Here is a 24,505-nt window from a genome sequence, read left to right on the forward strand (position 1 = left end):
AGTTGGTAGAAGCGTGAACAACACCGGAGCGCAGGTACGGGACCAGGCACTGGACCAGGTACGGGAAGTCGACGTCGTCGTCGTGGGCGCCGGCCAGGCCGGTCTGTCCAGCGCCTACCACCTGCGGCGCACCGGCTTCGAGCCGGAGCGGGACTTCGTGGTCCTGGACCACGCGCCGCGGCCGGGCGGCGCCTGGCAGTTCCGGTGGCCGTCCCTGACCTACGGCAAGGTGCACGGCATGCACGCACTACCCGGCATGGAACTGACGGACGCGGACCCGGACCGGCCGTCCTCCGAGGTCGTGGGCGAGTACTTCGACGCCTATGAGCACGCCTTCGACCTGCGCGTACGACGGCCGGTCGACGTCAAGGCCGTACGCGAGGGCGACGCGGGCCGACTGCTCGTCGAGACGTCGGACGGTACGTGGTCCACGCGGGCGCTGATCAACGCGACCGGCACCTGGGACCGGCCGTTCTGGCCGCGCTATCCAGGCCAGGAGACCTTCCGGGGCCGACAGCTGCACACCGCCCAGTACGCCGGGCCGCAGGACTTCGCCGGGCAGCGCGTCGTCGTGGTGGGCGGGGGCGCGTCCGGTACGCAGCATCTGCTGGAGATCGCCCCGTACGCGGCAGCGACCACCTGGGTGACACGGCGGCCACCGGTGTTCAGGGAGGGGCCGTTCAGCGAGGACGTGGGCCGGGAGGCGGTCGCCATGGTGGAGGAGCGGGTCCGTCAGGGGCTGCCCCCGAAGAGTGTCGTGTCGGTGACCGGACTGCCGCTCAACGACGCGATCCGGCAGGGCCTCGCGGACGGGGTCCTGGACCGGCTGCCGATGTTCGACCGGATCACTCCGGACGGCGTGGAGTGGGACGACGGTCGGCGCGTGAGCGCGGACGTCGTCCTGTGGGCGACCGGTTTCCGCGCGGCGGTCGACCATCTGGCCCCGCTGCGGCTGCGCGAGCCCGGCGGAGGCATCCGCATCGAAGGGACCCGGGCGGCCGTCGATCCACGGATCCATCTGGTCGGGTACGGGCCCTCGGCGAGCACCATCGGCGCCAACCGTGCCGGGCGGGCGGCGGTCCGGGACATCAGACGACTGCTGGCGGACGCCCCCGCCGGCCCCGTCGTGGCGGAAGCCACCGGCTGACCGGCCGCAGGATGCACGTGGGCAGGATGCGTACACGGGTCGGCCGTGCACATGGGTCGGCTCCGTCCGTGCGACGACGTGAGCGGTCCCTCGACGACTTCCCGCGCCCCCGGAGGGGCGCGGCGGGCCCCGTGAGCACCTACCACGCCGTGTTCGCGGCCCGGCTCAGCCCGACGACGCCGAGGCGCCCTTGTGAGCGCGGTTGAACTCGGCGACGTTCCGCTTGTGCTCCTCGTAGTCGGCCGTGAAGCGCGTGTCGCCCGGCTTGACCGTGACGAAGTACAGCCAGTCGCCCTGGGTCGGCGCCACCGCGGCACGCATGGCCTCCTCACCGGGATTCGCGATCGGCGTCGGCGGCAGCCCCATCCGCGCGTACGTGTTGTACGGGCTTTCCAGCTGCGTGTCGTTCTCGCTGGTCCGCAGGGTGCTGCGGTTGAGCGCGTAGTTGATGGTGGAGTCCATCTGCAGCGGCATGCCCCGGTCGAGCCGGTTGTAGATCACCCGGGCCACCCTGCCCATGTCCGCCTTGGTGGCGGCCTCCGCCTGCACGATGCTCGCGACGGTGACGGTCTGGTAGACGTTCATCGCGTTGCGCTCGGCCCCGGCCGTGACCGTGCCCCCGCCGAACTTCTTGTTCGCCGTGTCGACCATGTACGAGAGCAGGGAGACAGGGGTCGACTTCTTGTCGATGGGATAGGTCGCGGGGAAGAGATAGCCCTCGGGGTTGCCGCTCGCGTCGTTCGGCAGCTTGAGACGGGCCTTCTCCAGCGACTTCTTGCTGGAGCCCGCGGGCAGGGCGAGGGCCTTGTCCATGGCCGCGTAGACCTGGCCGGTGCGCCAGCCCTCCGGGATCACCAGGGCCTGGGGCTCCTTCTTGTCGTCCGTGCTCAGCAGCGGCACCGCCACGGCGGTGACCGCCACGACGGCGCCGGTCGCGATGAGGGCGGTCCGGCCCCGGCGCGTCAGTCGGATCGTTCTCCGTGGCGGAGTGGGCGGAGTGTAGTTCTGCATGCGGGCACGTTAACCCGCATATCGTCCTAAACTCGACATATCTTCATCTTGTTGGCTCCAGTTGGGCGTCCCTTCGGACCAGTGCGGCGTAACGGCCGTCCCGCTCCAACAGCTCCTCGTGCGTGCCCCGTTCCGCGGTGCGCCCGCGGTCGAGGACCACGATCTGGTCGGCGCCCCTAATGGTGGACAGCCGGTGCGCGATGGTGATGGTCGTCCGATTGGCCGACAGCGCGTCGATGGCCTCCTGGACGGCTCGCTCGGTACGGGTGTCCAGGGCGCTGGTCGCCTCGTCGAGGATCAGGACCGGCGGGTCCCGGAGGATGGTCCGGGCGATGGCCAGGCGCTGCTTCTCACCGCCGGAGAACCGGTGTCCGCGCTCCCCCACCACCGTGTCGTACCCGTCGGGCAGGGACGCGATGTGGTCGTCGATCTGCGCGGCCTTCGCGGCGGCGCGCAGTTCCTCGTCCGTGGCGTCCGGCTTGGCGAACCGCAGGTTGTCGGCGACCGTCGCATGGAAGAGGTACGTCTCCTGGGAGACGACGCCGATCCCCCGCGCGAGGGTGTCGAAGTCGAGGTCGCGCACGTCCACCCCGTCGAGGGTGACACGGCCGCCCGTGACGTCGTACAGACGCGGGACGAGGTGGGAGAGCGTGGACTTTCCGGCGCCGGTCTGGCCGACGACGGCGAGACTGCTGCCGGCGGGCACGGTGACGTCGATGCCGTCGAGGATCGGGCCGCTCTTGTCGTCGTACCGGAACTCGACACCCTCGAAGCGCACTTCGCCCTTGACCTGGTCGAGGTGGACCGGCCGCTCGGGCTCGGTGATGTCGACGGGCAGGTCGAGGTACTCGAAGATGCGCTGGAACAGGGCGAGCGAGGCCTGGATCTGGACGCCGGTGGACAGCAGGCTGACGGCCGGGCGGAACAGTCCCTGCTGGAGCGAGACGAACGCCACCAGGGTGCCGATGGAGACCGCGGGGCCGCCGAGCTGGAGGGCCATTCCCGCGGCCCAGTAGATGACGGCCGGCATGGCGGACATGACGATGCCGATGACGGCCATCCGCCAGCGCCCCGCCATGTTCGACCGGACCTCCAGGTCGACGAGGCTCTCGGACTCCTCCGCGAAGGAGCGGGTGAGGGAGTCGGAGCGGCCCATCGTGCGGCCGAGCACGATGCCGCTCACGGAGAGCGACTCGGTGACCGTGGCGGCCATGACCGCCATCTGCTTCTGGCGCTGGGTGGTGATCTTCTTGCGTTCGTCGCCGACGCGGCGGCTGATCCACACGAACACCGGCAGCAGGAGCAGCGAGACGACGGTCAGCCGCCAGTCGAGGGCGACCATCGCGACGATCGTGGCGACGACGCTGGTGAGGTTGGAGACCAGGGAGGTGGCGGTCGAGGTGACCGTCGCCTGCATCCCGCCGATGTCGTTCGCGATGCGCGACTGGACCTCGCCGGTACGCGTCCTCGTGAAGAAGGCGAGGGACATGCGCTGCAGCCGGTCGTAGACGGCCGTGCGCAGGTCGTGCATGACGCGCTGGCCGACCGTGGTGGAGATCAGGGTCTGCAGGACACCGAAGACACCGCCGAGCAGGGCGCTGAGGATCATGCCCAGCGCGAGCAGGCTCAGCAGGCCGGTGCGTCCCTGCGGGATCGCGGTGTCCAGGATCTCCTTGAGCAGGAACGGCGTGGCGACCGAGACCAGGGACGCGGCGCCGACCAGCAGGCCGACGACGGCCAGCCGGCCGCGGTAGGGACGGAAGAGGGCGAGAATGCGGCGCACCTGCCGGGGCTGTTCTGCCTCGACGGGGGGCGGCGTCCAGTTGATGTCGTCGCGGGGCAATGGGCTCCTACGGATGTGAGAGGAAGAGGATTGACGGAGCATAGCTCATTGTTACCTATACTCACAATGAACTAGATCCTGATATTGTTCCCGGCATGGACACCCCCGACGCCGACGGCCTGCTCGCCGAGCAGCTGCTGCGGCTGACCCGCCGTGTGCACCGCATCCAGAAGCGCCATCTCCAGACGCGCGGGCTCGGCATCACCCCGGCCCAGTCCCGGTTGCTGCGCACCCTCGCCCACTACGACTCCCCGCCGCGCATGGCCGATCTGGCGGAGCGGCTCGAAGTGGTGCCGCGGGCGGTGACCACCCTGGTCGACGGTCTGGAGGCGAGCGGCAAGGTACGACGGGTACCGGACCCCACCAACCGCCGCGTCATCCGCATCGAACTGACGGAGGACGGCGGGCGGGTGCTGCGGGAGCTGCACGGCGCACGCCGGGCGGCCGCGGAGGACATCCTGGCGCCCCTCACGGACGAACAGCGCGCGGTGCTGGGCGGGCTGCTGGACACGCTGGTCGACGGCGCTTCCGCCCCCGATGACGGGGTCGATGCCGGCCGGGGTGCGGGACGCGCCTGCTGACGGCCTACGGATGGCCTGCTGACTGCCTGCTGACTGCCTGCTGACTGCCTGCTGCGGAAAGTCCAACCCCTGGCAACTTCCGTCCCTTGTTCCCCGGTCGGCCCCCTAGGAGGGTGACAGCGCGGCGAACCCGCGCTCCCCCACCAAGGAGGTCCGATGCACGACGATCACGCGACACCGGAATCCGGAGCCGAACCCGACGAGCATCCTGAGGGCCGCTCCCGGCGCTCGGTACTGCGCACGGCGGGCGTCACCGGAACGGGACTGGGCCTGGGGCTGGGCCTCGGTTCGTTCGCGGGTGGCGGCGGCACGGCACACGCCGCCGGAGCCGCGGCGCCGGCAGAGAACGCCGCGGACGGCGAACCGGCCGCTCCCGCCGCGCAGGGCAGAACCATGATCGGCGTGCCGTTCGAGGGGCGCGGGACCGTGCGGGTCGGGATCATCGGGCTCGGCAACCGCGGCGGCGGCATGATCGACCTGTTCCTGGCCCTCGACGGCGTCCGTGTCGTCGCACTGTGCGATCCGGTCAAGGACAAGACCGCGAGAGCCGCGGCCAAGGTGGTGGCCGCGGGACAGCCCGCCCCGGCGACGTACACGAAGGGCGAGCACGACTTCGTCGAGCTCTGCGCGCGCGGGGACCTCGACTTCGTGTACGTGGCGACGCCCTGGGACCTGCATTTCGAGATGGCGCGCACGGCGATGCTCAGCGGCAAGCACGTCGGTGTGGAGTGTCCGGTCGCGATGCGGCTCGACCAGCTCTGGGAACTGGTCGACCTCTCCGAACGGACCCGCAGACACTGCATGCAGTTGGAGAACTGCTGCTACGGCCGCAACGAGATGCGGGTCCTGCGCATGGCGCACGCGGGGAAGTTCGGGCGGCTGCTGCACGGCGCCGGGGCCTACAACCACGATCTGCGCGGCCTGATGTTCGACCCGGACTACTACGAAGGTCCCTGGCGGCGGCTGTGGCACACCCGGCTGCGCGGCGACCTCTATCCGAACCACGGCTTCGGCCCGGTCGCCAACTACATGGACGTCAACCGCGGTGACCGCGTCACCCACATCTCCAGCTTCGGCACCCCCTCGCTGGGCCTCGCCGAGTACCGCGCGGAGCACATGCCGCCGGGCGACCCGAGCTGGAAGGAGACGTACATCGAGAGCGACCGGACCATCAGCCTCGTACAGACCGCCAAGGGGCGGGTGATCCGGCTCGAACACGATGTGTCGACGCCCCATCCCTACTCGCGGATCAACAGCCTCGGCGGTACGAAGGGTGTGTTCGAGGACTACCCGGAGCGGATCTATATAGAGCCGGACCACACGGACGACGCCTGGGGCGACTTCTCGGCGTACGCGGAGTGGGACCACTGGCTGTGGAAGGAGCACTCCGACCCGCCCGGCGGGCACGGCGGGATGGACTACATCATGCTGTTCCGGCTGATGCAGTCCATCCGGCTCGGGCTGGTACCGGACTTCGACGTCTACGACGCCGCCACCTGGACCGCTCCGGTGCCGCTGAGCCACGCCTCGATCAAGGCGAACGGGGCACCGCAGGCGATCCCGGACTTCACCCGCGGGTTGTGGAAGAAGGAGCGGCCGGGCATGGACTCGCCGAAGCCGCAGGACGACCTTCGACAGAACGGGTGAGGTCCGTACCGCCGGTGAGTACGCCCTGCACGGTCGTCAGGCGCCGGTCGTAGCACCCGTCCGACCCGTACAGCCGGTACCGCTCGCTCGTCGTGGCCACGGCGTGCCGCTGGTCGCGCGGCACGTTCGCGGTGTACGTCGCGTCGCCCGTGTAGCCGTCGTCGAGCCGGGACCACGCGGTGCGCCGGCCGCCGCGGGTCTCCACGACGGACGCCCGGTCCCCCAGGGAGAGAACGGTCCGCAGCCGGTCGCCCGCACCGAGCGTCGTGGTGCCGTCCATGGTGTACGTGCGGTCCGTACGGGTCGTCACGGCGGGCCCGCGCCCGTCCACGGTGACCTTCTCGTCGTCGGTCCAGGTCCCGTCGAGCGCGTCCGTGTTCTCGCCGTCGGTCCAGCGGTGCACGGAGGTACCGGCCAGCTCACGATCGATCGTGGTCGCGACACGGCCGTGCGAGGTGTCGACGTACCCGGCCACGGTCAGCCGGTGCCCGGCGTCGGTGTCGAGCCGGTGCTCGGAACCCGGCGTGTACGTGGAGGAGTTCGTGAGGGCGACGGCCTTGTGGGCGGTGAGCCTCCCGGTGACGTGCTTGCTCTTGGCGTCCTGCCAGACGAGGACGTTCACCGGGGTGCTCCAGCCGCTCTGCCCCTCGGGAACGCCCACCACGGAGACGTCGATCCGGTGCGGACGGCCGTCGTTGAGCAGCCCCGCGAACGGCGTCAGGTCGTACTCGACGGGCTTGATGTCGAAGGCGCGCGGGCCCGGGATCACGTACCAGAGGAAGGGGTTGGACCAGCCGCCGGTCCAGACGGTGGGGAACGGCGCGGCGATGCCCGCCAGTTGGCCGTCGACCGCTATCTGCACCTCGCGGTAGGGGCCGTCGTCCGCCTTGCAGGAGTACGGAGCGGCGTCGGGCACGGTCAGGTACCAGTACTCCTCGCAGCCGCCGCCCGACCCCGTGGCGTACACCTCGGCGACGATGCGTTCGCTGTTGCGGGGTGTGGTGAGGGTGCCGTCCTGGAGGGTGAGGACGCGGTCGGGGGTAGCGGTGGCCTTGGCCGCGGCCGACTTCTCGAAGGGAGGGGCGGGGTAGAAGGTCAGGGTCACCTTGACGTCGATGATCCCGGTGTAGGTGTCGTCGACGACGTTCCCGATCAGCATCTCGACGTCGTGTGCGCCGCGGAACGTGTCGCTGTAGCGCGTGACGTCCTTCTCCACCGACCACTCGATGCCGTCGGGCGAGGGCTGCGGAGTGGACGTACGGAAGACCTCGACACCGCCGATGTGCAGATACCCGAGCCGGTCGTACTGCCGCCCCTTGACCTTGCCGTCGAGGCGCAGCACGACCTTGCTCCAGCGGTCACCGCAGCCGCGCGGTGGCGCGTACGTGCCCGTGTACGGCGTGAAGTCGCGGAACTGCGCCTCGGCGACCGTCACTTCGCAGGACGCGCCCGCGGGCCTGGTGACGGGCGGGGCGGCGGTCAGCGGGTCGTGCCAGTCGGTGCCGAACTCGGCGGGCGGGTCGGCGAGCGGGGTGGCGAGCGGGCTGGCCGTCGGGGATTGCGTCGGCGGGGCTTGTGCCGGCCGGGCGGCCTGGGCCGGGCCCGCTCCGAGGAGGGTGCTCGCCACGAGGGTCGCTCCGGCGAGCATGGACATGATGATCCGTCTTCTCATGAGCGGTGTTCTACGGGGACTCGGCCCGGCCCGCAATGCCCGGTGGGACCGGCACCGGTGGGGCTGGTGCCGGTGGTGAGGGGCCGTCAGGCCTTGAGGTCCGCCTTGTCGCCCATCACCACGACCGGGTGCCGGTCCGGGTCGAGGGTGCGCAGCAGATACTGCATGCCCGATTTGGACAGGCTCACGCAGGCCGACGTACCGCTGCCGTGGTCCATGTGCAGCCAGATGCTGCCGCCCTTGGACTGGCCCTGGGGGCGGGTCGGGTCGTTCGGCGAGGTGCCCTTGACGCGGTTGTAGTCGATGGCGATGACGTAGTCGAAGTCGTTCCAGTGCGACTTGGCCCAGTAGTGCGGGGCCTGGAAACCCGAGGACTGCGTGTACGGGAGCTTGGCGCCGGGGTCGTCGAGGACACCGCCCGAGTCGCTGAGCGTGAACACTCCGACGGGGCTGCGCTTGTCGCCCTCGTTGTGGTCGGTCGTCCAGCCCTTCTTGCCGTTGTGCCCTTCCCAGCTGCGGGTCTTGTCCCAGGTGGAACCGGACTTGGTGTAGAGGACGATGGTGGACTTCGCCGAGTCCTTGCCCTGTCCGTAGACCGCGACGACCTGCCGGGAGTTCGCGGGGATCTGCTTCTGCAGCTTGTCCCCCACATCGGGGATGCGCTTGAGGTCGACCGTGCGCGCCTGCCGGGACCCGTCCCCCGCCTGCCCGTTGCTCTTCTTCCCGCCGCCGTCGTCCGAACCGCCGCAGGCCGCCAATGGCATGATCACGGCGCCCAGAACCGCCGCCACGGCCGTCGTGCGCATCCCTCCGCTTATGTGCATACCGTCCATCGTCGCACCACGACGCGGACGACCGTGCCCGCCCCCGCGACCTACCGGTCATATGCGGGCGGTTTGGGCCGAATCTTTGCCCCACGACGGAAAAGCGTTTGCCTGCGACCACGCTGCGACGCGAACCTTGCACGGTTTGTTGCCTCCGCACCTCCGTACTACGAGCCCTTTGGGACGTCATGCAGATTCAAGACCTTCCGTATCCCGACCCGGGTGTGCCGGACGCACGCTCGGGGCCCCGATTCCTGGTATGGCTCGGCCGGAATCAGCTCGGCGGACAGATGAAGGCCCTGGTCTGGGGGCTGCTGCACTTCCTGTCCGTGTCCGCACTGCCCTTCTGCGTCGGCTTCGCCGTCCAGTCCGTCGTGGACCGCTCCGGCGCGCGACTGGCCCTCGCGGGCGGGCTGCTCGCCCTGTGCGGTTTCGGTATCGCGCTGGGCGACACCATGCTGCACCGGGCCGCGGTCACCAACTGGATCACCGCGGCCGCCCGCGTGCAGCAGCTGCTGGCCCGCAGGACCGCTCTGCTGGGCTCCGCGCTGACCCGCCGCGTCGCGGCCGGTGAGATCGTGGCGGTCTCCACGGGCGACGTCGAGAAGATCGGCTGGTTCGTGGAAGCCGTGTCCCGGTTCACCGCGGCCGCGGTGACCGTCGTGCTCGTCTGTGTCGCCCTCGTCGTCTACCAGCCGGCACTCGGCGGTGTCGTCGCCGTGGGCCTGCCCGTCCTGGCGCTGTCGGTGCTGCCGCTGCTGCCCCGGGCCACCCGCCGCGCCGACTTCCAGCGCGAGAGGGCGGGACGCGCCACCGAGCTGGCCTCGGACACCGTCGCGGGCCTGCGCGTGCTGCGCGGGATCGGCGGCGAGGAACTGTTCCTCGACCGCTACCGCCGCGCCTCGCAGGAGGTCCGGCACGCCGCCGTGCGCAGCGCCCGCATGTGGGCGCTGATCCACGCGATCCAGGTCTTCCTCCCCGGTCTGCTGCTGATCGTCGTCGTCTGGCACGGCGTGAACCTGGCCCGCGAGGGCCGGATCACCGTCGGCGAGATGGTCACCGTCTACAGCGCGGTCATGATCCTCACCTATCCGCTGCGGCACTTCACCGAGATCGCGATGGCGTACTCCTTCTCCCGACCGTCCGCCAGGCGCGCGGCGCGGGTACTGTCCCTCGAACGGGCCACGGACGGCGAGGGATCGCGCGAGGCCGTCGTGCCGACCGGGGATCTGTACGACCCCGCGACCGGTCTACTCGCGCCCGAGGGACGGCTCACCGCCGTGGTGTGCGGCGACCCGGACGCCGCGGGCGAACTGGCCGAACGGCTCGGCGGCCATACGGCGGAGTCCTCGGAACTGCCGTCCGCGCTGGTCGGAGGCGTGCCGCTCGACGAACTGCCCCTCCGCTCCGCCCGCAACGCCGTCCTCGTCCAGGACAAGGATCCGGTCCTGCTCTCCGGCACGCTGCGCGAACTGCTCGACGTGCCCTCGTCGGGAGACGTCAGTCCCGAGGAGGCGCTGACCGCGGCCCAGTGCGGCGACGTCCTGGACGCGCTCGCCCAGGGCTCGCTGGACGCCGACGACCCGATGGACGCCCGGATCACCGAACGCGGCCGGTCCCTGTCCGGCGGCCAGCGCCAGCGCCTCGCACTGGCCCGGTCGCTGGTCACGGCCCCGGGCGTACTGGTCCTGGACGAACCGACGTCCGCGGTCGACTCGCACACCGAGGCGCGGATCGCCGACGGGATCCGCGCCCTGCGGCAGGGACGCACGACGGTGGTCCTCACCTCGTCGCCGCTGCTGCTGGACCGGGCGGACCGGGTCGTGCTTGTCCACGAGGGCGAGGTGGCGGCGGTCGGCGTGCACCGCGAACTGCTGCACAGCGACGCGCGATACCGCGCCGTGGTGACCCGTGAGACCGACGACGAGGTCGCCGAACAGGAACTGAACCGGCTGCAGGAACTGGAAGAGATCGAGGAGACGGCATGATCGGCGTGGCGCCACCGGCCTACGATCCGGCGGCCCCGACGACCGCAGAGACCCTGCCCGTCGGCGCCACCGCGACCGTACGCGCCTACGTGGCCGAACTGTTCCGGCGGCATCGCCGGACCTTCCTGGTGCTCGTCACCGTCAACACGGTCGCCGTCGTCTCCTCGATGGTGGGCCCCTATCTGCTGGGCTCCCTGGTCCAGCACGTCTCCGAGGGCACGACCGCCGCGCGCGAACTGCACCTGGAGCGCACCGCCGCCCTGTTCGCCCTCGCCCTGGTCGTCCAGGCCGTGTTCGTGCACCAGGTGCAACTGCGCGGGGCCATGCTCGGCGAGCGGATGCTGGCCGACCTGCGCGAGGACTTCCTCGTACGGGCCGTGGGGCTGCCGCCCGGCGTCCTGGAGCGGGCCGGTACGGGCGATCTGCTCTCCCGGATCACCACGGACATCGACCGGCTGGCCAACGCCATGCGCGAGGCCGTGCCCCAGCTGGCCATCGCCGTGGTGTGGGTGGTGCTGCTGCTGGGCGGGCTGGTCGTGACCGCGCCGCCGCTCGCGCCCGCCGTACTGGTCGCCGTCCCGATCCTGCTGATCGGCTGCCGCTGGTACTTCAAGCGCGCCGCGTCCGGCTACCGCTCCGAGGCCGCCGGTTACGCGGCCGTGGCCGCCGTGCTCGCCGAGACCGTGGACGCCGGCCGCACCGTCGAGGCGCACCGCCTCGGCGAGCGCCGCATCGATCTGTCGGACCGGCGGGTCAGGGAGTGGACCGCCTGGGAGCGGTACACCCTCTGGCTGCGGTCGGTGCTCTTCCCGGTCGTCAACGTCACCCACACCACGGTCCTCGGCTCGGTCCTCATGATCGGCGGATACTTCGTCCTCCAGGGCTGGATCGACGTGGGCCAGCTGACGACGGGCGCCCTGATCGCGCAGATGCTCGTCGACCCGGTGGGCCTGATCCTGCGCTGGTACGACGAGCTGCAGGTGGCCCATGTGTCGCTGGCACGGCTGGTGGGCGTCCGCGAGATCGAGCCGGACGCGGGTGACGGTGCGCTGGCCCCCGACGGGCGTGACGTGCACGCCGACGAGGTGCACTTCGGCTACCGGGCGGGTGTCGACGTGCTGCGCAAGGTCTCCCTGGAGGTCGCGCCCGGCACCCGGCTGGCCCTGGTCGGTCCGTCCGGCGCGGGCAAGTCCACCCTGGGCAGGCTGCTCGCCGGGATCTACGCGCCCCGCACGGGCCAGGTCACCCTGGGCGGCGCCGAACTGTCCCGGATGTCCGCGGAACGGGTCCGCTCCCACGTGGCCCTGGTCAACCAGGAGCACCACGTGTTCGTGGGCGCCCTGCGCGACAACCTGCTCCTCGCCCGCACGGGCGCCGACGACGCCGAGCTGTGGGCCGCCCTCGGCGCGGTCGACGCCGGCGGGTGGGCGCGGGCGCTGGACGACGGTCTCGACACCGAGGTCGGCTCGGGCGGTGTCGCGCTCACACCCGCCCAGGCCCAGCAGATCGCGCTCGCCCGCCTGGTGCTCGCGGACCCGCACACACTGGTCCTCGACGAGGCCACCTCGCTCCTCGACCCGCGGGCGGCCAGGCACCTGGAGCGCTCCCTGGCCCGGGTCCTCGACGGCCGCACCGTGGTCGCCATCGCCCACCGGCTGCACACGGCCCACGACGCGGACGTCATCGCCGTCGTCGAGAACGGCCGCATCAGCGAACTCGGCAGCCACGACCAGCTGGTCGCCGCGAACGGCGCGTACGCGGCGCTGTGGCGGTCCTGGCACGGGTGAACGGGGACGTGGGCGGGCCGGCCTGGGGACGCTCCGCCCGCAGGGCTCGGGCGCCGCGGGAGGTCCGCTCGTGACCGGGCCGGTCCGTCGTGGCGCCACGCCCGGCGGCCGGCCCTCCGCCGCGCCCGCCTGGGCGGGCCGACGCGCCCGGCCGGGCTCCGTGACGTTGCGCGGTGTCGCAGGTGGGTGGAAGTGTGGAGGTCGGCACCGGCTCGGGGAGCGCCCGGGAACCGCCCGGTTCCACGTGTTCCGTACGGGCGAGGCCTGGGCCGAGCGGTCCGCGTACCCGCCGCCGAACGCGGTGACAGCAGGCCGGCCCGCACCACCTGGAGGTACCCGTGGACAGCGCCGACGGTTGGGGAGACGATGTCTACCAGCCCGACGGATCCGAGGTTCAGGACGACGCCGGACTGCTCGACGCCGAGGACACCCTCGAAACCGACGGTGTGAGCGACCCTCTGGATCGCGGCTGGTCGCCTCCGGAACGCCCCTGGGCGGTGGAACGCAAAGACGTGACAGCGGCCGAGCGCCATCGCGGCGAAACCCTCGACGAACGTCTCGCCGAAGAACTCCCGGACATCGCGGCACCCGACGGCGACGGCATCGGAGACTGCTCCGACTCGGACGGCGAACCCCTGGACAACGAAGTGGGCACCCTCCGCTCCGGACGTCTCGTGGCCCCCGGAGAAGGAGCGCACGAGGACGGGGAGAGCGGGCTGATCGCCACCGACGTGGGCATCGACGGAGCCGCTGCCTCGGCGGAGGAGGCCGCCATGCACATCGTCGACGAGGACTCCCTGTCCGGCTGACCGCGTCTCCCCCGCTGCCCTGTCCGCGCACCCCTCCCCCACGCAAGGAGCAGTCATGCAGCAGGACAAGCACCCCGACTACCACTCCGTCGTCTTCCGTGACCGGGCCGCCGGGTACGCCTTCCTGACCCGGTCCACCGCCGCCAGCGACCAGACGATCGAGTGGGACGACGGCCGGACGTACCCCGTCGTGGATGTGGAGATCTCCTCGGAGAGCCACCCCTTCTACACGGGGACGGCCAGGACCGTGGACACCGAGGGACGGGTCGCCCGCTTCGAGAAGCGGTACGGCGGCGGAGGCCAGGACAAGGCGTCGGGCGAGGGCGAGGCGTCCTGACCCGGCCGGAACGGGTGCCTCCCGGCAGTGGGTGACGGCCGTCCCCTGTCCGCCGGTCGCGCCACCCGTCCCGGTGGCGCGGCCACTCGGACGTGGCGCCGTCAGATGAAGTTGAGTGCCGCCGCGGCGCCCACTCCGCCCAGCAGCATGAATGCCGGCATCAGCACCTTCAGCTCCACCCAGCTGCCTGCCCGGAACCGCATCGCCTTGGGCGGCCCGATCGGGTACCAGCGCTTGCGGCCGACCGGGATCGGCCACAGGATCGGGCAGCCCGACACCGTCAGCGCGTCCCCGATGTCGTGCACCAGCGCACCGAGGATGATCGGCAGCCCGAGCCACAGGTACTCCTGGCCCGGCGCGGTGAAGAGCCAGTCGGCTCCGTTGCCCGGCTTGTCCAGCACTCCCGCGATGATCCACGCACTCGTCGCGGCCAGCAGCCAGACCAGGACGTCGGCGCTGGAACCACGCGTCGCCCGCCAGAGCAGCCCTTCGATGGCGAGCACCATGTGCACGAACAGAAGTCCCAGAACCGCCCAGCGGCCTCCCGTGATCGCGGCGACCGAGGCTCCGGCGCCGATCAGCACGGCCCACAGCCAGGTGTGCGTCAGTGTCCGGTGCCCACCCGAACGCCGCGGGTCGCCGGGCTTCCGCGTCCCCTTGTAGACGGCGTACGAGAGCTTGTCGACGATCTCGCACAGGCCCCGTGACACCGGTCCGAAGGCCCGCGAGATGGTGGCGGCCTTGTGGTCCAGATCCGGGGCGAGGGCGGCGCCCGCGCAGATCAGCGCCCCGGTCAGGAGCACCGGCCACGGCATCGTGTGGCCGGAGGCCGCCGCCGCCGCTCCGACGCCCAGCCAGGCCGCCGCCCCGGACAGTGAGTGTGCTGGTCCCATCATGGCCGTGCCCCGCCCCATTCCTCTTGTACTGACTGCCAGTTGTCCTGGTGAGCTGACACCTGGTCGGCGACACAGCGTAGCGTTCGTGATCTTCGGCCTCGCATCCGATTCCCTCATCGGGTGGGATGACAGGCAAGATGGGTGTGTGACCCTTATCGATCAGCTGCCGCAGACCGCAGATCCCGACGCCCTCTACGAAGCCTTCGAGTCGTGGGCCGGGGAACGCGGTCTCACGCTCTATCCCCACCAGGAGGAGGCGCTGATCGAGGTGGTCTCGGGTGCGAACGTGATCGTGTCGACCCCCACCGGGTCCGGCAAGAGCATGATCGCCGCGGGTGCGCACTTCGCGGCTCTCGCCCGGGACGAGGTCACCTTCTACACCGCGCCGATCAAGGCGCTCGTCTCGGAGAAGTTCTTCGAGCTGTGCAAGATGTTCGGCACCGAGAACGTCGGCATGCTGACCGGCGACGCGTCCGTGAACGCGGACGCCCCGGTCATCTGCTGCACCGCCGAGGTCCTTGCCTCGATCGCGCTGCGCGACGGCAAACAGGCCGACGTCGGCCAGGTCGTGATGGACGAGTTCCACTTCTACGCCGAGGGCGACCGCGGCTGGGCCTGGCAGATCCCGATCCTCGAACTGCCGCAGGCCCAGTTCATCCTGATGTCGGCGACGCTCGGCGACGTCTCCATGTTCGAGGAGGACCTGACCCGGCGGACCGGCCGTCCCACTTCGGTGGTCCGCTCGGCGACCCGCCCCGTCCCTCTCTCCTACGAGTACAAGCTGACTCCGCTCACCGAGACGCTCACCGAACTCCTGGAGACGAGGCAGGCGCCCGTCTACATCGTGCACTTCACCCAGGCGCAGGCCGTGGAGCGGGCGCAGGCTCTGATGAGCATCAACATGTGCACGCGCGAGGAGAAGGACCAGATCGCCGCGCTGATCGGCAACTTCCGCTTCACCACCAAGTTCGGCCGCAACCTCTCCCGCTACGTACGGCACGGCATCGGTGTGCATCACGCCGGCATGCTGCCCAAGTACCGCCGCCTGGTCGAGAAGCTGGCGCAGGCCGGACTGCTGAAGGTCATCTGCGGCACGGACACCCTCGGTGTCGGCGTCAACGTGCCCATCCGCACCGTGCTGTTCACCGCTCTGGCGAAGTACGACGGCACGCGTGTGCGGACCCTGCGCGCGCGGGAGTTCCACCAGATCGCCGGCCGGGCGGGCCGGGCCGGCTTCGACACGGCGGGCTTCGTCGTGGCGCAGGCCCCCGAGCACGTCGTGGAGAACGAGAAGGCCCTTGCCAAGGCCGGCGACGACCCGAAGAAGCGTCGCAAGGTGGTGCGCAAGAAGGCCCCGGAAGGCTTTGTGGGCTGGACGGAGGGCACGTTCGAGAAGCTGATCTCGTCCGATCCTGAGCCGCTGACCTCGCGTTTCCGAGTCACTCACACGATGCTTCTTTCTGTGATCGCGCGGCCCGGCAACGCCTTCGCCGCGATGCGTCATCTGCTGGAGGACAACCACGAGCCGCGCAAGCAGCAACTGCGGCACATCAGGCGGGCGATCGCCATCTACCGCTCCCTCCTCGACGGCGGAGTCGTGGAGAAACTCGACACACCGGACGCGGAAGGGCGCATCGTGCGCCTCACCGTCGACCTGCAGCAGAACTTCGCTCTCAACCAGCCGCTGTCGACCTTCGCTCTCGCCGCGTTCGACCTCCTGGACCAGGAATCTCCCTCCTACGCCCTGGACATGGTGTCCGTCGTGGAGTCCACGCTGGACGACCCGCGGCAGATCCTCGCCGCCCAGCAGAACAAGGCCCGCGGTGAGGCCGTGGGGGCGATGAAGGCGGACGGCGTCGAGTACGAGGAGCGCATGGAGCGGCTCCAGGACGTGTCGTACCCCAAGCCGCTGGAAGAGCTGCTCTTCCATGCGTACGACACCTACCGCAAGAGCCACCCGTGGGTGGGTGACCATCCGCTCTCCCCGAAGTCCGTCATCCGGGACATGTACGAACGGGCCATGACCTTCACCGAGTTCGTGTCCCACTACGAACTCGCCCGCACCGAGGGCATCGTGCTCCGCTACCTGGCGAGCGCCTACAAGGCCCTTGACCACACCGTCCCGGACGACCTGAAGTCGGAGGACCTGGAAGACCTGATCGCCTGGCTCGGCGAGATGGTGCGTCAGGTCGACTCCAGCCTCCTCGACGAGTGGGAACAGCTCGCCAACCCCGAGGTGATGACGGCCGAGGAGGCCCAGGAGAAGGCCGACCAGGTCAAGCCGGTCACGGCCAACGGGCGTGCCTTCCGGGTCCTCGTCCGCAACGCCATGTTCCGGCGTGTCGAACTCGCCGCCCTCGACAACGTCGCCGAACTCGGAGAGCTCGACTCCGAGGCGGGCTGGGACGCCGATGCCTGGGGCGAGGCCATGGACGACTACTGGGACGAGTACGACGACCTCGGCACCGGCCCCGACGCCCGAGGTCCCAAGCTCCTGCTCATCGACGAGCAGCCGGAGAACGGTCTGTGGCGGGTCCGGCAGACGTTCGCCGACCCGAACGGCGACCACGACTGGGGTATCAGCGCGGAGATCGACCTCGTGGCCTCCGATGCCGAGGGACGTGCCATCGTCAAGGTCACCGCCGTCGGCCAGCTGTGAGCACAGGAGAACGCGACACATGACGAACCCAGCGGAACGGCTCGTCGATCTGCTCGACCTGGAGCAGATCGAGGTCAACATCTTCCGTGGCCCCAGCCCGCAGGAATCCCTGCAGCGGGTCTTCGGCGGACAGGTCGCGGGCCAGGCCCTCGTCGCCGCCGGCCGCACCACGGACCCGGAACGGCCCGTGCACTCCCTGCACGCGTACTTCCTGCGTCCGGGCCGGCCGGGCGTGCCCATCGTGTACCAGGTCGAACGGGTGCGGGACGGGCGGTCGTTCACCACGCGCCGCGTCACCGCCGTGCAGCAGGGCCGCACGATCTTCAATCTGACCGCCTCCTTTCACAAGCCTGAGGAAGGGAGCTTCGAGCACCAGCTGCCGCCGACCCGTGAGGTCCCGGACCCCGAGTCGCTCCCGAGCGTCACTCAGGAGATCAAGGAACATCTGGGCGCGCTCCCCGAGACGCTGGAGCGCATGGCCCGGCGCCAGCCCTTCGACATCCGCTACGCGGACCGGCTGCGCTGGACACCGGAGGAGATCGAGAACGCCGAGCCGCGCAGCGCCGTATGGATGCGCGCCGTCGGACCCCTGGGCGACGACCCGCTGGTCCACACCTGCGCGCTCACCTATGCGAGCGACATGACCCTCCTGGACGCCGTCCGTATCCCGGTGGAACCCCTGTGGGGCCGGCGCGGTTTCGACATGGCCTCCCTGGACCACGCCATGTGGTTCCACCGGCCGTTCCGCGCCGACGAGTGGTTCCTGTACGACCAGGAGTCGCCGATCGCGACGGGTGGCCGAGGGCTGGCCCGGGGGCGTATCTACGACCAGGAGGGACGCCTGCTCGTCTCCGTCGTCCAGGAAGGGCTGTTCCGCAAGCTGGAGGACTGAGCGGGCACCGGCCGGGTCAGAGGTTTCTGCGCCGCAGCCAGCCGAGGAGGCGCCCTGGGCGTCCCGGTTCTTCGATCGCGGGCCGCGCTTCGGCCGGGTGTCGCTCGTCAGCCGGCCGTCGTCCTACGGCGGGGTGTGGCGCTGCCGCCGGATGCCGTCCCTCGACCTGATGACGTCCGACCGGATGCCGTCCGGCTGGATGCTGCCGTACGTCGGCCGTGCGCCGCTGCTCTCCCGGACGTCGCTGCCCGGCCGCTCGTCGCACTGCGGCCGGGTGCCGCAGCTTGGCGGCCTCTCGCAGGTCGACGGGCTGCCGGTGGTCGACCGGCGTGTGGTGGTCCCCGAAAGGCGTCGACCGAGGCGTCGGCAGGTCGTGCCCCACCTCCGCAGGCCCGGTCTCCGGCGTCGGCCGCGGGGCGGCCCGGTGGTCGCGTGCCTCCTCCAGCCCGTTCGCCAGATCGGCCCGGAGCCAGCCGATCTCGTCCGGATCCGTCGCTGTCATGATCCGGGCCGTGATGTGGGCGGCGGGCGAGTCGGGCGCTCCGTGGGTGGTCTGTTCGGGCCGGTACCGGTCCATGTAGGCGCGCTCGTAGGGGTCGGGGACGATCTCTGCGACCTGGACGGGGTCGAGCAGCGACGCCACGACCGCGGCACGCGCCCATGGATCCTCGTTCTGCCGAAGCAGGAACCCTAGGTGCCGGCCTCGCCAGTTCCGGGCCCGCAGGTCCAGCCCCGTCTCCAGTTGGCCGCGCAGGCTCTCGGGCACACGCCCGCTCAGCAGCGACGCATGCTTCTTGTCGTCGGCGAACTGCCGCAACTCCTCGGCCAGGTACAGCCAGACCACGGCGCGGTAGCGGTTCAGGTAGAACTTGACGGGAACGACGAGGCCCAGGCGGGCGAAGCGCGTGAACCGGGCGGTCGTGACACCCATGAGAGCCGCGCCCTCCGAGGTGCCGACCGCTTTGACACGTTCCCGCAGAGTCTCGGGGAAGCCTTCCTCGGCCCGCACCCTGTCGACCTCGGCGCGGGTGACGCGATGGCCTCCGCCGCCTTCGTCGGGCACGGTGCGGATGCGCCCGAGCCGTACGGCGAGGTCGAACTCGCCCCGCTTGAGCCCCAGCTCCCGCGAGGCGCGACTCTGCGCGAGTGTCGAGGCCTGTGCCGAGGTCACGCCGACGGGCCCGTTCGGACCGGACATGACGGACTCTGTGACGATTGACTCGACAGACTGCGTGACGGTTGGCGTGACGGACTGCGTGACGGTTGGCGTGAACGACTCGGTAATGGTGTTGCCGGACATGGTGGTTCTCCCCCGTGCAGCGATGTGCGCTTTGCGTGCGCTTGCTTCGAGAAAAACCGTAGCCGGTTCGCCGCACCTCGCGCCGAGCCTGTGGATAACTTCGACCGCGACGACGTCTGTGCAGGTCAGATGTCTATGGTGGGCGAGTGTTCCGGATGTCGGGCATCGACGTGAAGATGCTCGCCGACGCGATTGACGAGCAGAGTCATCTCGTACGCGACCTGGCCGATGTCGGCTTCGGCCGCACTGAGCACGCACAGGCAGCTGCCGGTGCCGGCTGCCGTGACGAAGAGCACCGCGTCATCGAATTCGATCATGGTCTGCCGGACCCGGCCCGCGCCGAAGTGCCTGCCCGAGCCCTTGGCCAGGCTGTGCAGGCCGGATGAGACGGCGGCGAGGTGTTCGGCGTCCTCCCGCCGCAGACCTGTGCTCGCCCCGGTCACCAGCCCGTCGTTGGACAGCACGAGTGCGTGGCGTATGTGCTCGACACGCTGGGTCAGGTCGTCGAGCAGCCAGTCAAGTCCCCGGTTCTCCGCCATGATCCGTCTCCCCGTGATGTGTGACTCCCCCTGGCCGGAGGATCCGATCGACCAGCCTTCACCACCGTCGCCGTCCGGGCAAGGAGGATAGGGGCATGGCACACAAGATGACCGATGAGGAATGGCGGGCGTTCGTCTCGCACGGAACCCGCACCGGCAAGTTGTCGACCGTCCGGGCCGACGGACGGCCGCATGTGGCACCGATCTGGTTCGTGCTCGACGGCGACGACCTGGTCTTCAACACGGGGAAGGACACCGTCAAGGGGCGGAATCTGGCTCGGGACGGCCGGGTGGCCCTGTGCGTGGACGACGACCGGCCGCCGTTCGCCTACGTCGTCGTACAGGGGCAGGCCCGGATCTCGGAGGACCTCGACGACGTCCGGCTCTGGGCGGGACGGATCGGAGGCCGGTACATGGGCGAGGAGCGCGCCGAGGAGTTCGCGGCCCGGAACGGCGTACCCGGTGAACTCGTCGTACGCGTGAGGATCGAGAAGGTTCTCGCGGAGGGGTCGGTCTCGGACTGACCTCCGGGACTGGGTGAGTCCTCCGACCGGGCCGACCGGATCCGTCAGCCGACCGATCCATCAGCTGGGCGGATCCGTCAGCCGGGCGGGTCCTCCAGTCGACCCGGTCGGTCAGCCGACCGAGTCGAGGAGCCGGGCGGTGTGCATCCGCCCGGCGTACTCGACGAGACGTACCAGCACTTCCTTTCCCGAGTCGCGGTCACGGGCGTCGCAGAGCACCACGGGGGTTCCCCGGTCGAGGTCGAGGGCCCGTGACACTTCGTGGGCGCCGTACGTGCGTGCGTCGGTGAAGCAGTTGACCGCCACCACGAAGGGGATGTGCCGGTGTTCGAAGTAGTCCACCGCCGGGAAGCAGTCCTCAAGCCGGCGGGTGTCCGCCAGGACGACGGCGCCCAGGGCTCCTTGCGCCAGTTCGTCCCACAGGAACCAGAATCTGTCCTGGCCTGGCGTTCCGAACAGGTGGAGCGACAGCCCGGACCTGATGGTGATGCGCCCGAAGTCCATGGCGACGGTCGTCGTCACCTTCCGGTCCACGCCGCCGGTGTCGTCCACCGACCGGCCAGCCTCACTGAGCAGTTCCTCGGTGCGCAGCGGTCTGATCTCGCTGACCGCGCCCACCAGGGTGGTCTTGCCGACGCCGAAGCCGCCGGCGACGAGGATCTTCAGTGCCAGGGCGGCCGTCTCACCGCTGGTGGCATCGGAGTGTTCAGGGGCCATCGCTCACTTCTCTCGGTTTCGCGGGGATCGGTCGACGTCTACAGAGCCCTCAGTCCGTCGACGACCTCGCGCAGGATGCGCTCGTCGGGCAGGTGTGCGGGCGGACGAGCGGTCCGGCCTCGCTGTCGTACCACTGGCTGCCCGGTTGCTCGGGGACGGCTGCCCGTTCCTCGGTCATGGCCTCCGGCCCCCGCTCACCCGGCCGCGGGCGGACGGGAGCCTTCGCGGGGAGCCGAGTGGAGATGCTCGCCCACCCGTCTGACCAGGCGTGCCATCTCGTAGGCGATCAGGCCGATGTCGGCCGTCACGCCGCTCAGGACGGCGAGGCAGGACCCGTCTCCGGCGGCCACCACGAACAGGAAGCCGTCGTCCATCTCCACCATCGTCTGGCGTACTCCGCCCGCGCCGAAGTGACGGCCCGCGCCTTTGGCCAGGCTGTGGAAACCGGAGGAGACCGCAGCGAGATGCTCCGCGTCCTCGCGTCCGAGACCGGTGGAGGCGCCCACCGCGAGCCCGTCGTCGGAGAGCACGACTGCATGCCTCACCTCGGCGATCCGCAGCACCAGGTCGTCCAGCAGCCAGTCGAGTTCGCCGGACCGTTCCGCGGTCCCCGTATCCGGATCCTGGATCATGCGAGGTCTCCTTCGCTGCTGTCTCTGCCCCCTGCGGGGCCGGACGTGGTGCGGAGACCGGGGGAACGGCCGCCGCCGCGGGCCCACCCGGCGCGGTAGGCCGTCATCCGGTCCCGTACCGCTTCGGGGGTGCGCTCGGCGTCGTCCCGGTGACGTGCCGGGTTCGCGGGCTCTTCGGCGCGTCCTTCACGCAGTTGCGGGGCGAGGCTGGCCTGACGTACGCGCCGCGGGAGTCCGTCGGGCACGTCGGACGGCGCGTCGTCGTCGGAGGAACGGTGCAGGCGCAGAGTGATCACCTCGGGCGGGGGTCCGGCGTGCGAGCCGTCCGCCGACGCCTCCGCCGGGGCGGCTACGGGCGAGACGAGTGCGGGTCGTTCGATGTGGGCCTCCACCGACTCCTGTCGGATGTGGGCTTCCACTGACTCCTGTCGTGGGGCGGGGCCCACGGATTTCCGCCGAGACAGGGGGCCGGGCACGCGCGCGTACTCGCGTCCGGCGGTCCGTCCGGGGGCTCGATCGACGGGCTGTTCCGCCGGCCGTCCGGCAGTTCGTCCGGGAGGCCGTCCCACAGGCTCCTCGGCCCTCACGCGACGCGTACCGGAACGTTCCTCCGTGCTCGTGTGCAACAGCGCGACGGGCAGGAGGATCACCGCGGTGGTACCTCCGTAGGGCGAGGTCCGCAGGTGCACCTTGATGCCCTGGCGGGCGGCGAGCCTGCTCACCACGAAGAGGCCGAGCCGGTCGCTGTCGAACAGGTCGAGTGCCTGGGACTGCCCGATGCGGCGATTGGTCTCGGCGAGGGTCTCCTTGCCCATGCCCAGCCCCCGGTCCTCGACCTCCAAGGCGTATCCGTTGCCGACCGGTTCGCCGGTGACCCGCACTCCGGTGTGGGGCGGGGAGAACTGGGCGGCGTTCTCGACGATCTCGGCCAGCAGATGCGTGAGGTCGGCGATCGCCGCTCCGACGACCAGGGTCTCCGAAAGCTGTCGTACCTCCACGCGCGCGTAGTCCTCGATTTCGGAGACGGCTGCGCGCACCACGTTCGTCAGGGGGACCGGCATGCGCCACGCCCGGCCGGGGGCCGCTCCCGAGAGGATGATCAGGCTCTCCGCGTGGCGTCGCATCCGTGTGGTGAGGTGGTCGAGCCGGAAGAGGTCGCTCAGTTCTTTCGGGTCCTCGGAGCGCCGCTCCATGCTGTCCAGCAGCCTGAGTTGGCGGTGGACGAGAACCTGGCTGCGGCGGGCGAGATTGACGAAGACGCCGGAGATGCCGCCGGCCAGTTCCGCGCGTTCGACGGCCGCGTGCAGGGCTGCGCGGTGCACGGTGGTCAGTGCTTCCGCGACCTGCCCCGCCTCGTCCTCGGCGGGCCGCCCCGGCGGGGCCTCTGCACGGACGTCGATCTCCTCTCCGGCCCGCAGTCTCCGCATGGCGTTCGGCAGTTTGCGCCGGGCGATCTCCAGGGCGCTGTTGCGCAGGGTCACCAGTTCGACGACGAGGCCGCGTCCGATGCGTACGGAGATGATCAATGAGGCGGCCATGGCCGCGAGCCCCAGGAGGACCGCGGCGCCCGCGGGCGAGAGCAGACCGCGGCGGAGGGGGTCGGCCCGGTCCGCGACGTCGCGGCCGGCGTCCGCCTCGATGGACCGCATGTCGTCCTGCACGCGCGCGTGGGCGGCGTTCCAGGTCTCCCCGGGCAGGGCTTGGAGGGCCGTCGCGCCGGGCGGGGCGGTGAGCACCCCGTCCTCGACGGCCGTCATGTCGGCGTACGCGGCACCCTCCGTGAGGGCCTGCCAGGCGGCTCGTTCGGGTTCGCGGAGATCGACGGCAGCGGAGTCGGTGAGCAGCCTGCGCGTGTCGACGGCGCCGGTGAACAGTCGCAGCCGCTGTCCGTCGAGGGTCCCTTCGAGGCGGGCACCGGCGAGTACCGCGTCCTCCTGCGCCAGGGCCTCCCCCGCGCGGGAGAACTCAAGCAGTACGCGCGCGTCGGAGCCGATTTCCGCGTCCTGGATGCCGGTGAGCGCTCCGCCCACCCCGAAGGCCGTGGCGATGGTCCCGGTGTACCGCCTGTATGTCTCGTACCAGCCGGTCGTGCGGTCGAGTAGGGCGGTCCGCGGGGAGTGGAGTTGTTCGGCGCCTGTCACGAAGGTTTCGAGGCGTACGGCCACCGCGGCGGGCAGTTCCTCGCTGTCGGCGACGGTGCTGCCCTGTCCGAGGCGGAGTTCCGACACGGTCCGGTCGGTGCGCGCCGCCAGCTTCTTGAGGGCGCGCTCCCGGTCGGCCGAGGGGCGCGTGGCGTAGCGGACGGCTGCCGCGCGCTCGTCCTGGAGCGCGATGACGGTCGCTGCTACCGGGGCGCGCACTTCGGAGTCCACGCGCTGCAACTGCCGCAGCCGTGCGACGTCCTGGGCCGTGGTGACGGTGGCGTGTGCCCAGAGGGCCAGCAGGGAGACAACCGGGACCATGAGCAGGCAGACGACCTTCGCTCGCACGGTACGGGGCCGCGGATTCCAGCTCCTCGCGCGCGTGGGCGCGCCCCTCGGTTCCGTGTCGTCGGTTTCCTCCCGGCCGGAGTCTTCGTCGGCCGGCGGTCCGGCATGCGCGCGACGGCCCCGTACCTCGGCCGTCGACGGCTGCGCACCGTCTGTCGGGGTCCTTCGGGATGTACGCATGGCCTTCTCGCTCGAAGTGGTTCGGTGGGCG

19 protein-coding genes and 2 pseudogenes are annotated in these 24,505 nt (G+C 70.6%); 10 read left to right on the forward strand and 11 right to left on the reverse strand.

Annotated features, from left to right (window positions below; genetic code table 11):
* Positions 1-49: 49 nt before the first annotated feature.
* Complete coding sequence (locus J8N05_RS37300; RefSeq protein ID WP_210894089.1) at positions 50-1,147, forward strand: NAD(P)-binding domain-containing protein; 1,098 nt, start codon at positions 50-52, stop codon at positions 1,145-1,147.
* Between the two features lie 165 nt (positions 1,148-1,312).
* Here J8N05_RS37300 and mltG read toward each other — a convergent pair whose 3' ends face one another.
* Positions 1,313-2,158 carry an endolytic transglycosylase MltG gene (mltG, locus tag J8N05_RS37305; protein ID WP_210891076.1) on the reverse strand — a complete coding sequence of 282 codons (846 nt, stop codon included), beginning with the start codon at positions 2,156-2,158 and terminating at the stop codon, positions 1,313-1,315.
* Between the two features lie 43 nt (positions 2,159-2,201).
* The gene (locus J8N05_RS37310; RefSeq protein ID WP_210891078.1) at positions 2,202-4,001 is read right to left on the reverse strand and encodes an ABC transporter ATP-binding protein; all 1,800 of its coding nucleotides are present in this window, start codon (positions 3,999-4,001) and stop codon (positions 2,202-2,204) included.
* A 95-nt stretch (positions 4,002-4,096) separates the two neighbouring features.
* On the opposite strand from J8N05_RS37310, the gene J8N05_RS37315 reads away from it, so the two are divergent.
* Positions 4,097-4,582, forward strand: coding sequence for a MarR family winged helix-turn-helix transcriptional regulator (locus J8N05_RS37315; protein WP_210891080.1), 486 nt, complete (start codon positions 4,097-4,099; stop codon positions 4,580-4,582).
* Between the two features lie 156 nt (positions 4,583-4,738).
* Positions 4,739-6,229 carry a Gfo/Idh/MocA family protein gene (locus J8N05_RS37320; protein ID WP_210891082.1) on the forward strand — a complete coding sequence of 497 codons (1,491 nt, stop codon included), beginning with the start codon at positions 4,739-4,741 and terminating at the stop codon, positions 6,227-6,229.
* Between the two features lie 13 nt (positions 6,230-6,242).
* On the opposite strand, the pseudogene J8N05_RS37325 reads toward J8N05_RS37320, so the two are convergent.
* Positions 6,243-7,901, reverse strand: a pseudogene (locus tag J8N05_RS37325) (peptide-N4-asparagine amidase); the annotation flags it as partial.
* A gap of 86 nt (positions 7,902-7,987) precedes the next feature.
* On the reverse strand, positions 7,988-8,725 hold the full coding sequence (locus J8N05_RS37330) for a hypothetical protein (RefSeq protein ID WP_210891086.1): 738 nt from the start codon (positions 8,723-8,725) through the stop codon (positions 7,988-7,990).
* A 188-nt stretch (positions 8,726-8,913) separates the two neighbouring features.
* Here J8N05_RS37330 and J8N05_RS37335 point away from each other — a divergent pair, with 188 nt between their 5' ends.
* From J8N05_RS37335 to J8N05_RS37350, 4 genes are all read left to right on the forward strand, one after another.
* Positions 8,914-10,713, forward strand: a complete 1,800-nt coding sequence (locus J8N05_RS37335; protein ID WP_210891088.1) for an ABC transporter transmembrane domain-containing protein — start codon at positions 8,914-8,916, stop codon at positions 10,711-10,713.
* Positions 10,710-12,500, forward strand: coding sequence for an ABC transporter ATP-binding protein (locus J8N05_RS37340; RefSeq protein WP_210891090.1), 1,791 nt, complete (start codon positions 10,710-10,712; stop codon positions 12,498-12,500). The genes J8N05_RS37335 and J8N05_RS37340 overlap by 4 nt, the downstream gene beginning before the upstream one ends.
* 338 nt (positions 12,501-12,838) lie before the next feature.
* Positions 12,839-13,309 (forward strand): DUF5709 domain-containing protein, encoded by a 471-nt coding sequence (locus tag J8N05_RS37345; protein ID WP_210891092.1) that lies wholly within the window; start codon positions 12,839-12,841, stop codon positions 13,307-13,309.
* A gap of 55 nt (positions 13,310-13,364) precedes the next feature.
* Positions 13,365-13,646 carry a type B 50S ribosomal protein L31 gene (locus tag J8N05_RS37350; protein WP_210891094.1) on the forward strand — a complete coding sequence of 94 codons (282 nt, stop codon included), beginning with the start codon at positions 13,365-13,367 and terminating at the stop codon, positions 13,644-13,646.
* Positions 13,647-13,747: 101 nt separating this feature from the next.
* On the opposite strand, the gene J8N05_RS37355 is transcribed toward J8N05_RS37350, so the two are convergent.
* Complete coding sequence (locus tag J8N05_RS37355) at positions 13,748-14,542, reverse strand: metal-dependent hydrolase (protein ID WP_210891096.1); 795 nt, start codon at positions 14,540-14,542, stop codon at positions 13,748-13,750.
* A gap of 145 nt (positions 14,543-14,687) precedes the next feature.
* On the opposite strand from J8N05_RS37355, the gene J8N05_RS37360 reads away from it, so the two are divergent.
* Both J8N05_RS37360 and J8N05_RS37365 read left to right on the forward strand, forming a co-directional pair.
* On the forward strand, positions 14,688-17,201 hold the full coding sequence (locus J8N05_RS37360; protein ID WP_210891098.1) for a DEAD/DEAH box helicase: 2,514 nt from the start codon (positions 14,688-14,690) through the stop codon (positions 17,199-17,201).
* A 19-nt stretch (positions 17,202-17,220) separates the two neighbouring features.
* A complete protein-coding gene (locus J8N05_RS37365; protein WP_210891100.1) occupies positions 17,221-18,093 on the forward strand; it encodes an acyl-CoA thioesterase in 873 nt (290 codons plus the stop codon).
* 349 nt (positions 18,094-18,442) lie between these two features.
* Here the strand turns inward: J8N05_RS37365 and J8N05_RS37370 are convergent.
* Both J8N05_RS37370 and J8N05_RS37375 read right to left on the reverse strand, forming a co-directional pair.
* A pseudogene (locus tag J8N05_RS37370) lies at positions 18,443-19,291 on the reverse strand (DUF6397 family protein); the annotation flags it as partial.
* Positions 19,292-19,518: 227 nt separating this feature from the next.
* The gene (locus J8N05_RS37375; RefSeq protein ID WP_210891102.1) at positions 19,519-19,932 is read right to left on the reverse strand and encodes a roadblock/LC7 domain-containing protein; all 414 of its coding nucleotides are present in this window, start codon (positions 19,930-19,932) and stop codon (positions 19,519-19,521) included.
* Between the two features lie 95 nt (positions 19,933-20,027).
* Between J8N05_RS37375 and J8N05_RS37380 the strand changes: the two genes are divergently transcribed.
* Positions 20,028-20,456 carry a PPOX class F420-dependent oxidoreductase gene (locus J8N05_RS37380; RefSeq protein ID WP_210891104.1) on the forward strand — a complete coding sequence of 143 codons (429 nt, stop codon included), beginning with the start codon at positions 20,028-20,030 and terminating at the stop codon, positions 20,454-20,456.
* 111 nt (positions 20,457-20,567) lie between these two features.
* Here the strand turns inward: J8N05_RS37380 and J8N05_RS37385 are convergent, their stop codons facing one another.
* From J8N05_RS37385 to J8N05_RS37400, 4 genes are read right to left on the reverse strand one after another with little or no spacing between them, the layout of a single operon-like run.
* Entirely contained in the window at positions 20,568-21,173 is a 606-nt protein-coding gene (locus J8N05_RS37385; RefSeq protein WP_210891107.1) for a GTP-binding protein, read from the reverse strand.
* A 49-nt stretch (positions 21,174-21,222) separates the two neighbouring features.
* Positions 21,223-21,351, reverse strand: coding sequence for a hypothetical protein (locus J8N05_RS48020; protein WP_282108199.1), 129 nt, complete (start codon positions 21,349-21,351; stop codon positions 21,223-21,225).
* A 16-nt stretch (positions 21,352-21,367) separates the two neighbouring features.
* Positions 21,368-21,805, reverse strand: a complete 438-nt coding sequence (locus tag J8N05_RS37395) for a roadblock/LC7 domain-containing protein (protein ID WP_210891109.1) — start codon at positions 21,803-21,805, stop codon at positions 21,368-21,370.
* Positions 21,802-24,474 (reverse strand): sensor histidine kinase, encoded by a 2,673-nt coding sequence (locus J8N05_RS37400; RefSeq protein ID WP_210891111.1) that lies wholly within the window; start codon positions 24,472-24,474, stop codon positions 21,802-21,804. The genes J8N05_RS37395 and J8N05_RS37400 overlap by 4 nt, the downstream gene beginning before the upstream one ends.
* Positions 24,475-24,505: the final 31 nt, after the last annotated feature.

This window comes from Streptomyces liliiviolaceus, assembly GCF_018070025.1.
Taxonomy (GTDB): domain Bacteria; phylum Actinomycetota; class Actinomycetes; order Streptomycetales; family Streptomycetaceae; genus Streptomyces; species Streptomyces liliiviolaceus.

Excerpts from the sequence above, each read along its gene's own strand:
- J8N05_RS37350 (WP_210891094.1), top strand. The coding sequence starts at position 13,365 with ATGCAGCAGGACAAGCACCCCGACTACCACTCCGTCGTCTTCCGTGAC.
- J8N05_RS37380 (WP_210891104.1), top strand. The coding sequence starts at position 20,028 with ATGGCACACAAGATGACCGATGAGGAATGGCGGGCGTTCGTCTCGCAC.
- J8N05_RS48020 (WP_282108199.1), bottom strand. The coding sequence starts at position 21,351 with ATGACCGAGGAACGGGCAGCCGTCCCCGAGCAACCGGGCAGCCAGTGG.
- J8N05_RS37330 (WP_210891086.1), bottom strand. The coding sequence starts at position 8,725 with ATGCACATAAGCGGAGGGATGCGCACGACGGCCGTGGCGGCGGTTCTG.
- J8N05_RS37365 (WP_210891100.1), top strand. The coding sequence starts at position 17,221 with ATGACGAACCCAGCGGAACGGCTCGTCGATCTGCTCGACCTGGAGCAG.
- mltG (WP_210891076.1), bottom strand. The coding sequence starts at position 2,158 with ATGCAGAACTACACTCCGCCCACTCCGCCACGGAGAACGATCCGACTG.
- J8N05_RS37400 (WP_210891111.1), bottom strand. The coding sequence starts at position 24,474 with ATGCGTACATCCCGAAGGACCCCGACAGACGGTGCGCAGCCGTCGACG.
- J8N05_RS37375 (WP_210891102.1), bottom strand. The coding sequence starts at position 19,932 with ATGGCGGAGAACCGGGGACTTGACTGGCTGCTCGACGACCTGACCCAG.
- J8N05_RS37355 (WP_210891096.1), bottom strand. The coding sequence starts at position 14,542 with ATGATGGGACCAGCACACTCACTGTCCGGGGCGGCGGCCTGGCTGGGC.
- J8N05_RS37385 (WP_210891107.1), bottom strand. The coding sequence starts at position 21,173 with ATGGCCCCTGAACACTCCGATGCCACCAGCGGTGAGACGGCCGCCCTG.
- J8N05_RS37395 (WP_210891109.1), bottom strand. The coding sequence starts at position 21,805 with ATGATCCAGGATCCGGATACGGGGACCGCGGAACGGTCCGGCGAACTC.
- J8N05_RS37340 (WP_210891090.1), top strand. The coding sequence starts at position 10,710 with ATGATCGGCGTGGCGCCACCGGCCTACGATCCGGCGGCCCCGACGACC.
- J8N05_RS37315 (WP_210891080.1), top strand. The coding sequence starts at position 4,097 with ATGGACACCCCCGACGCCGACGGCCTGCTCGCCGAGCAGCTGCTGCGG.
- J8N05_RS37335 (WP_210891088.1), top strand. The coding sequence starts at position 8,914 with ATGCAGATTCAAGACCTTCCGTATCCCGACCCGGGTGTGCCGGACGCA.
- J8N05_RS37320 (WP_210891082.1), top strand. The coding sequence starts at position 4,739 with ATGCACGACGATCACGCGACACCGGAATCCGGAGCCGAACCCGACGAG.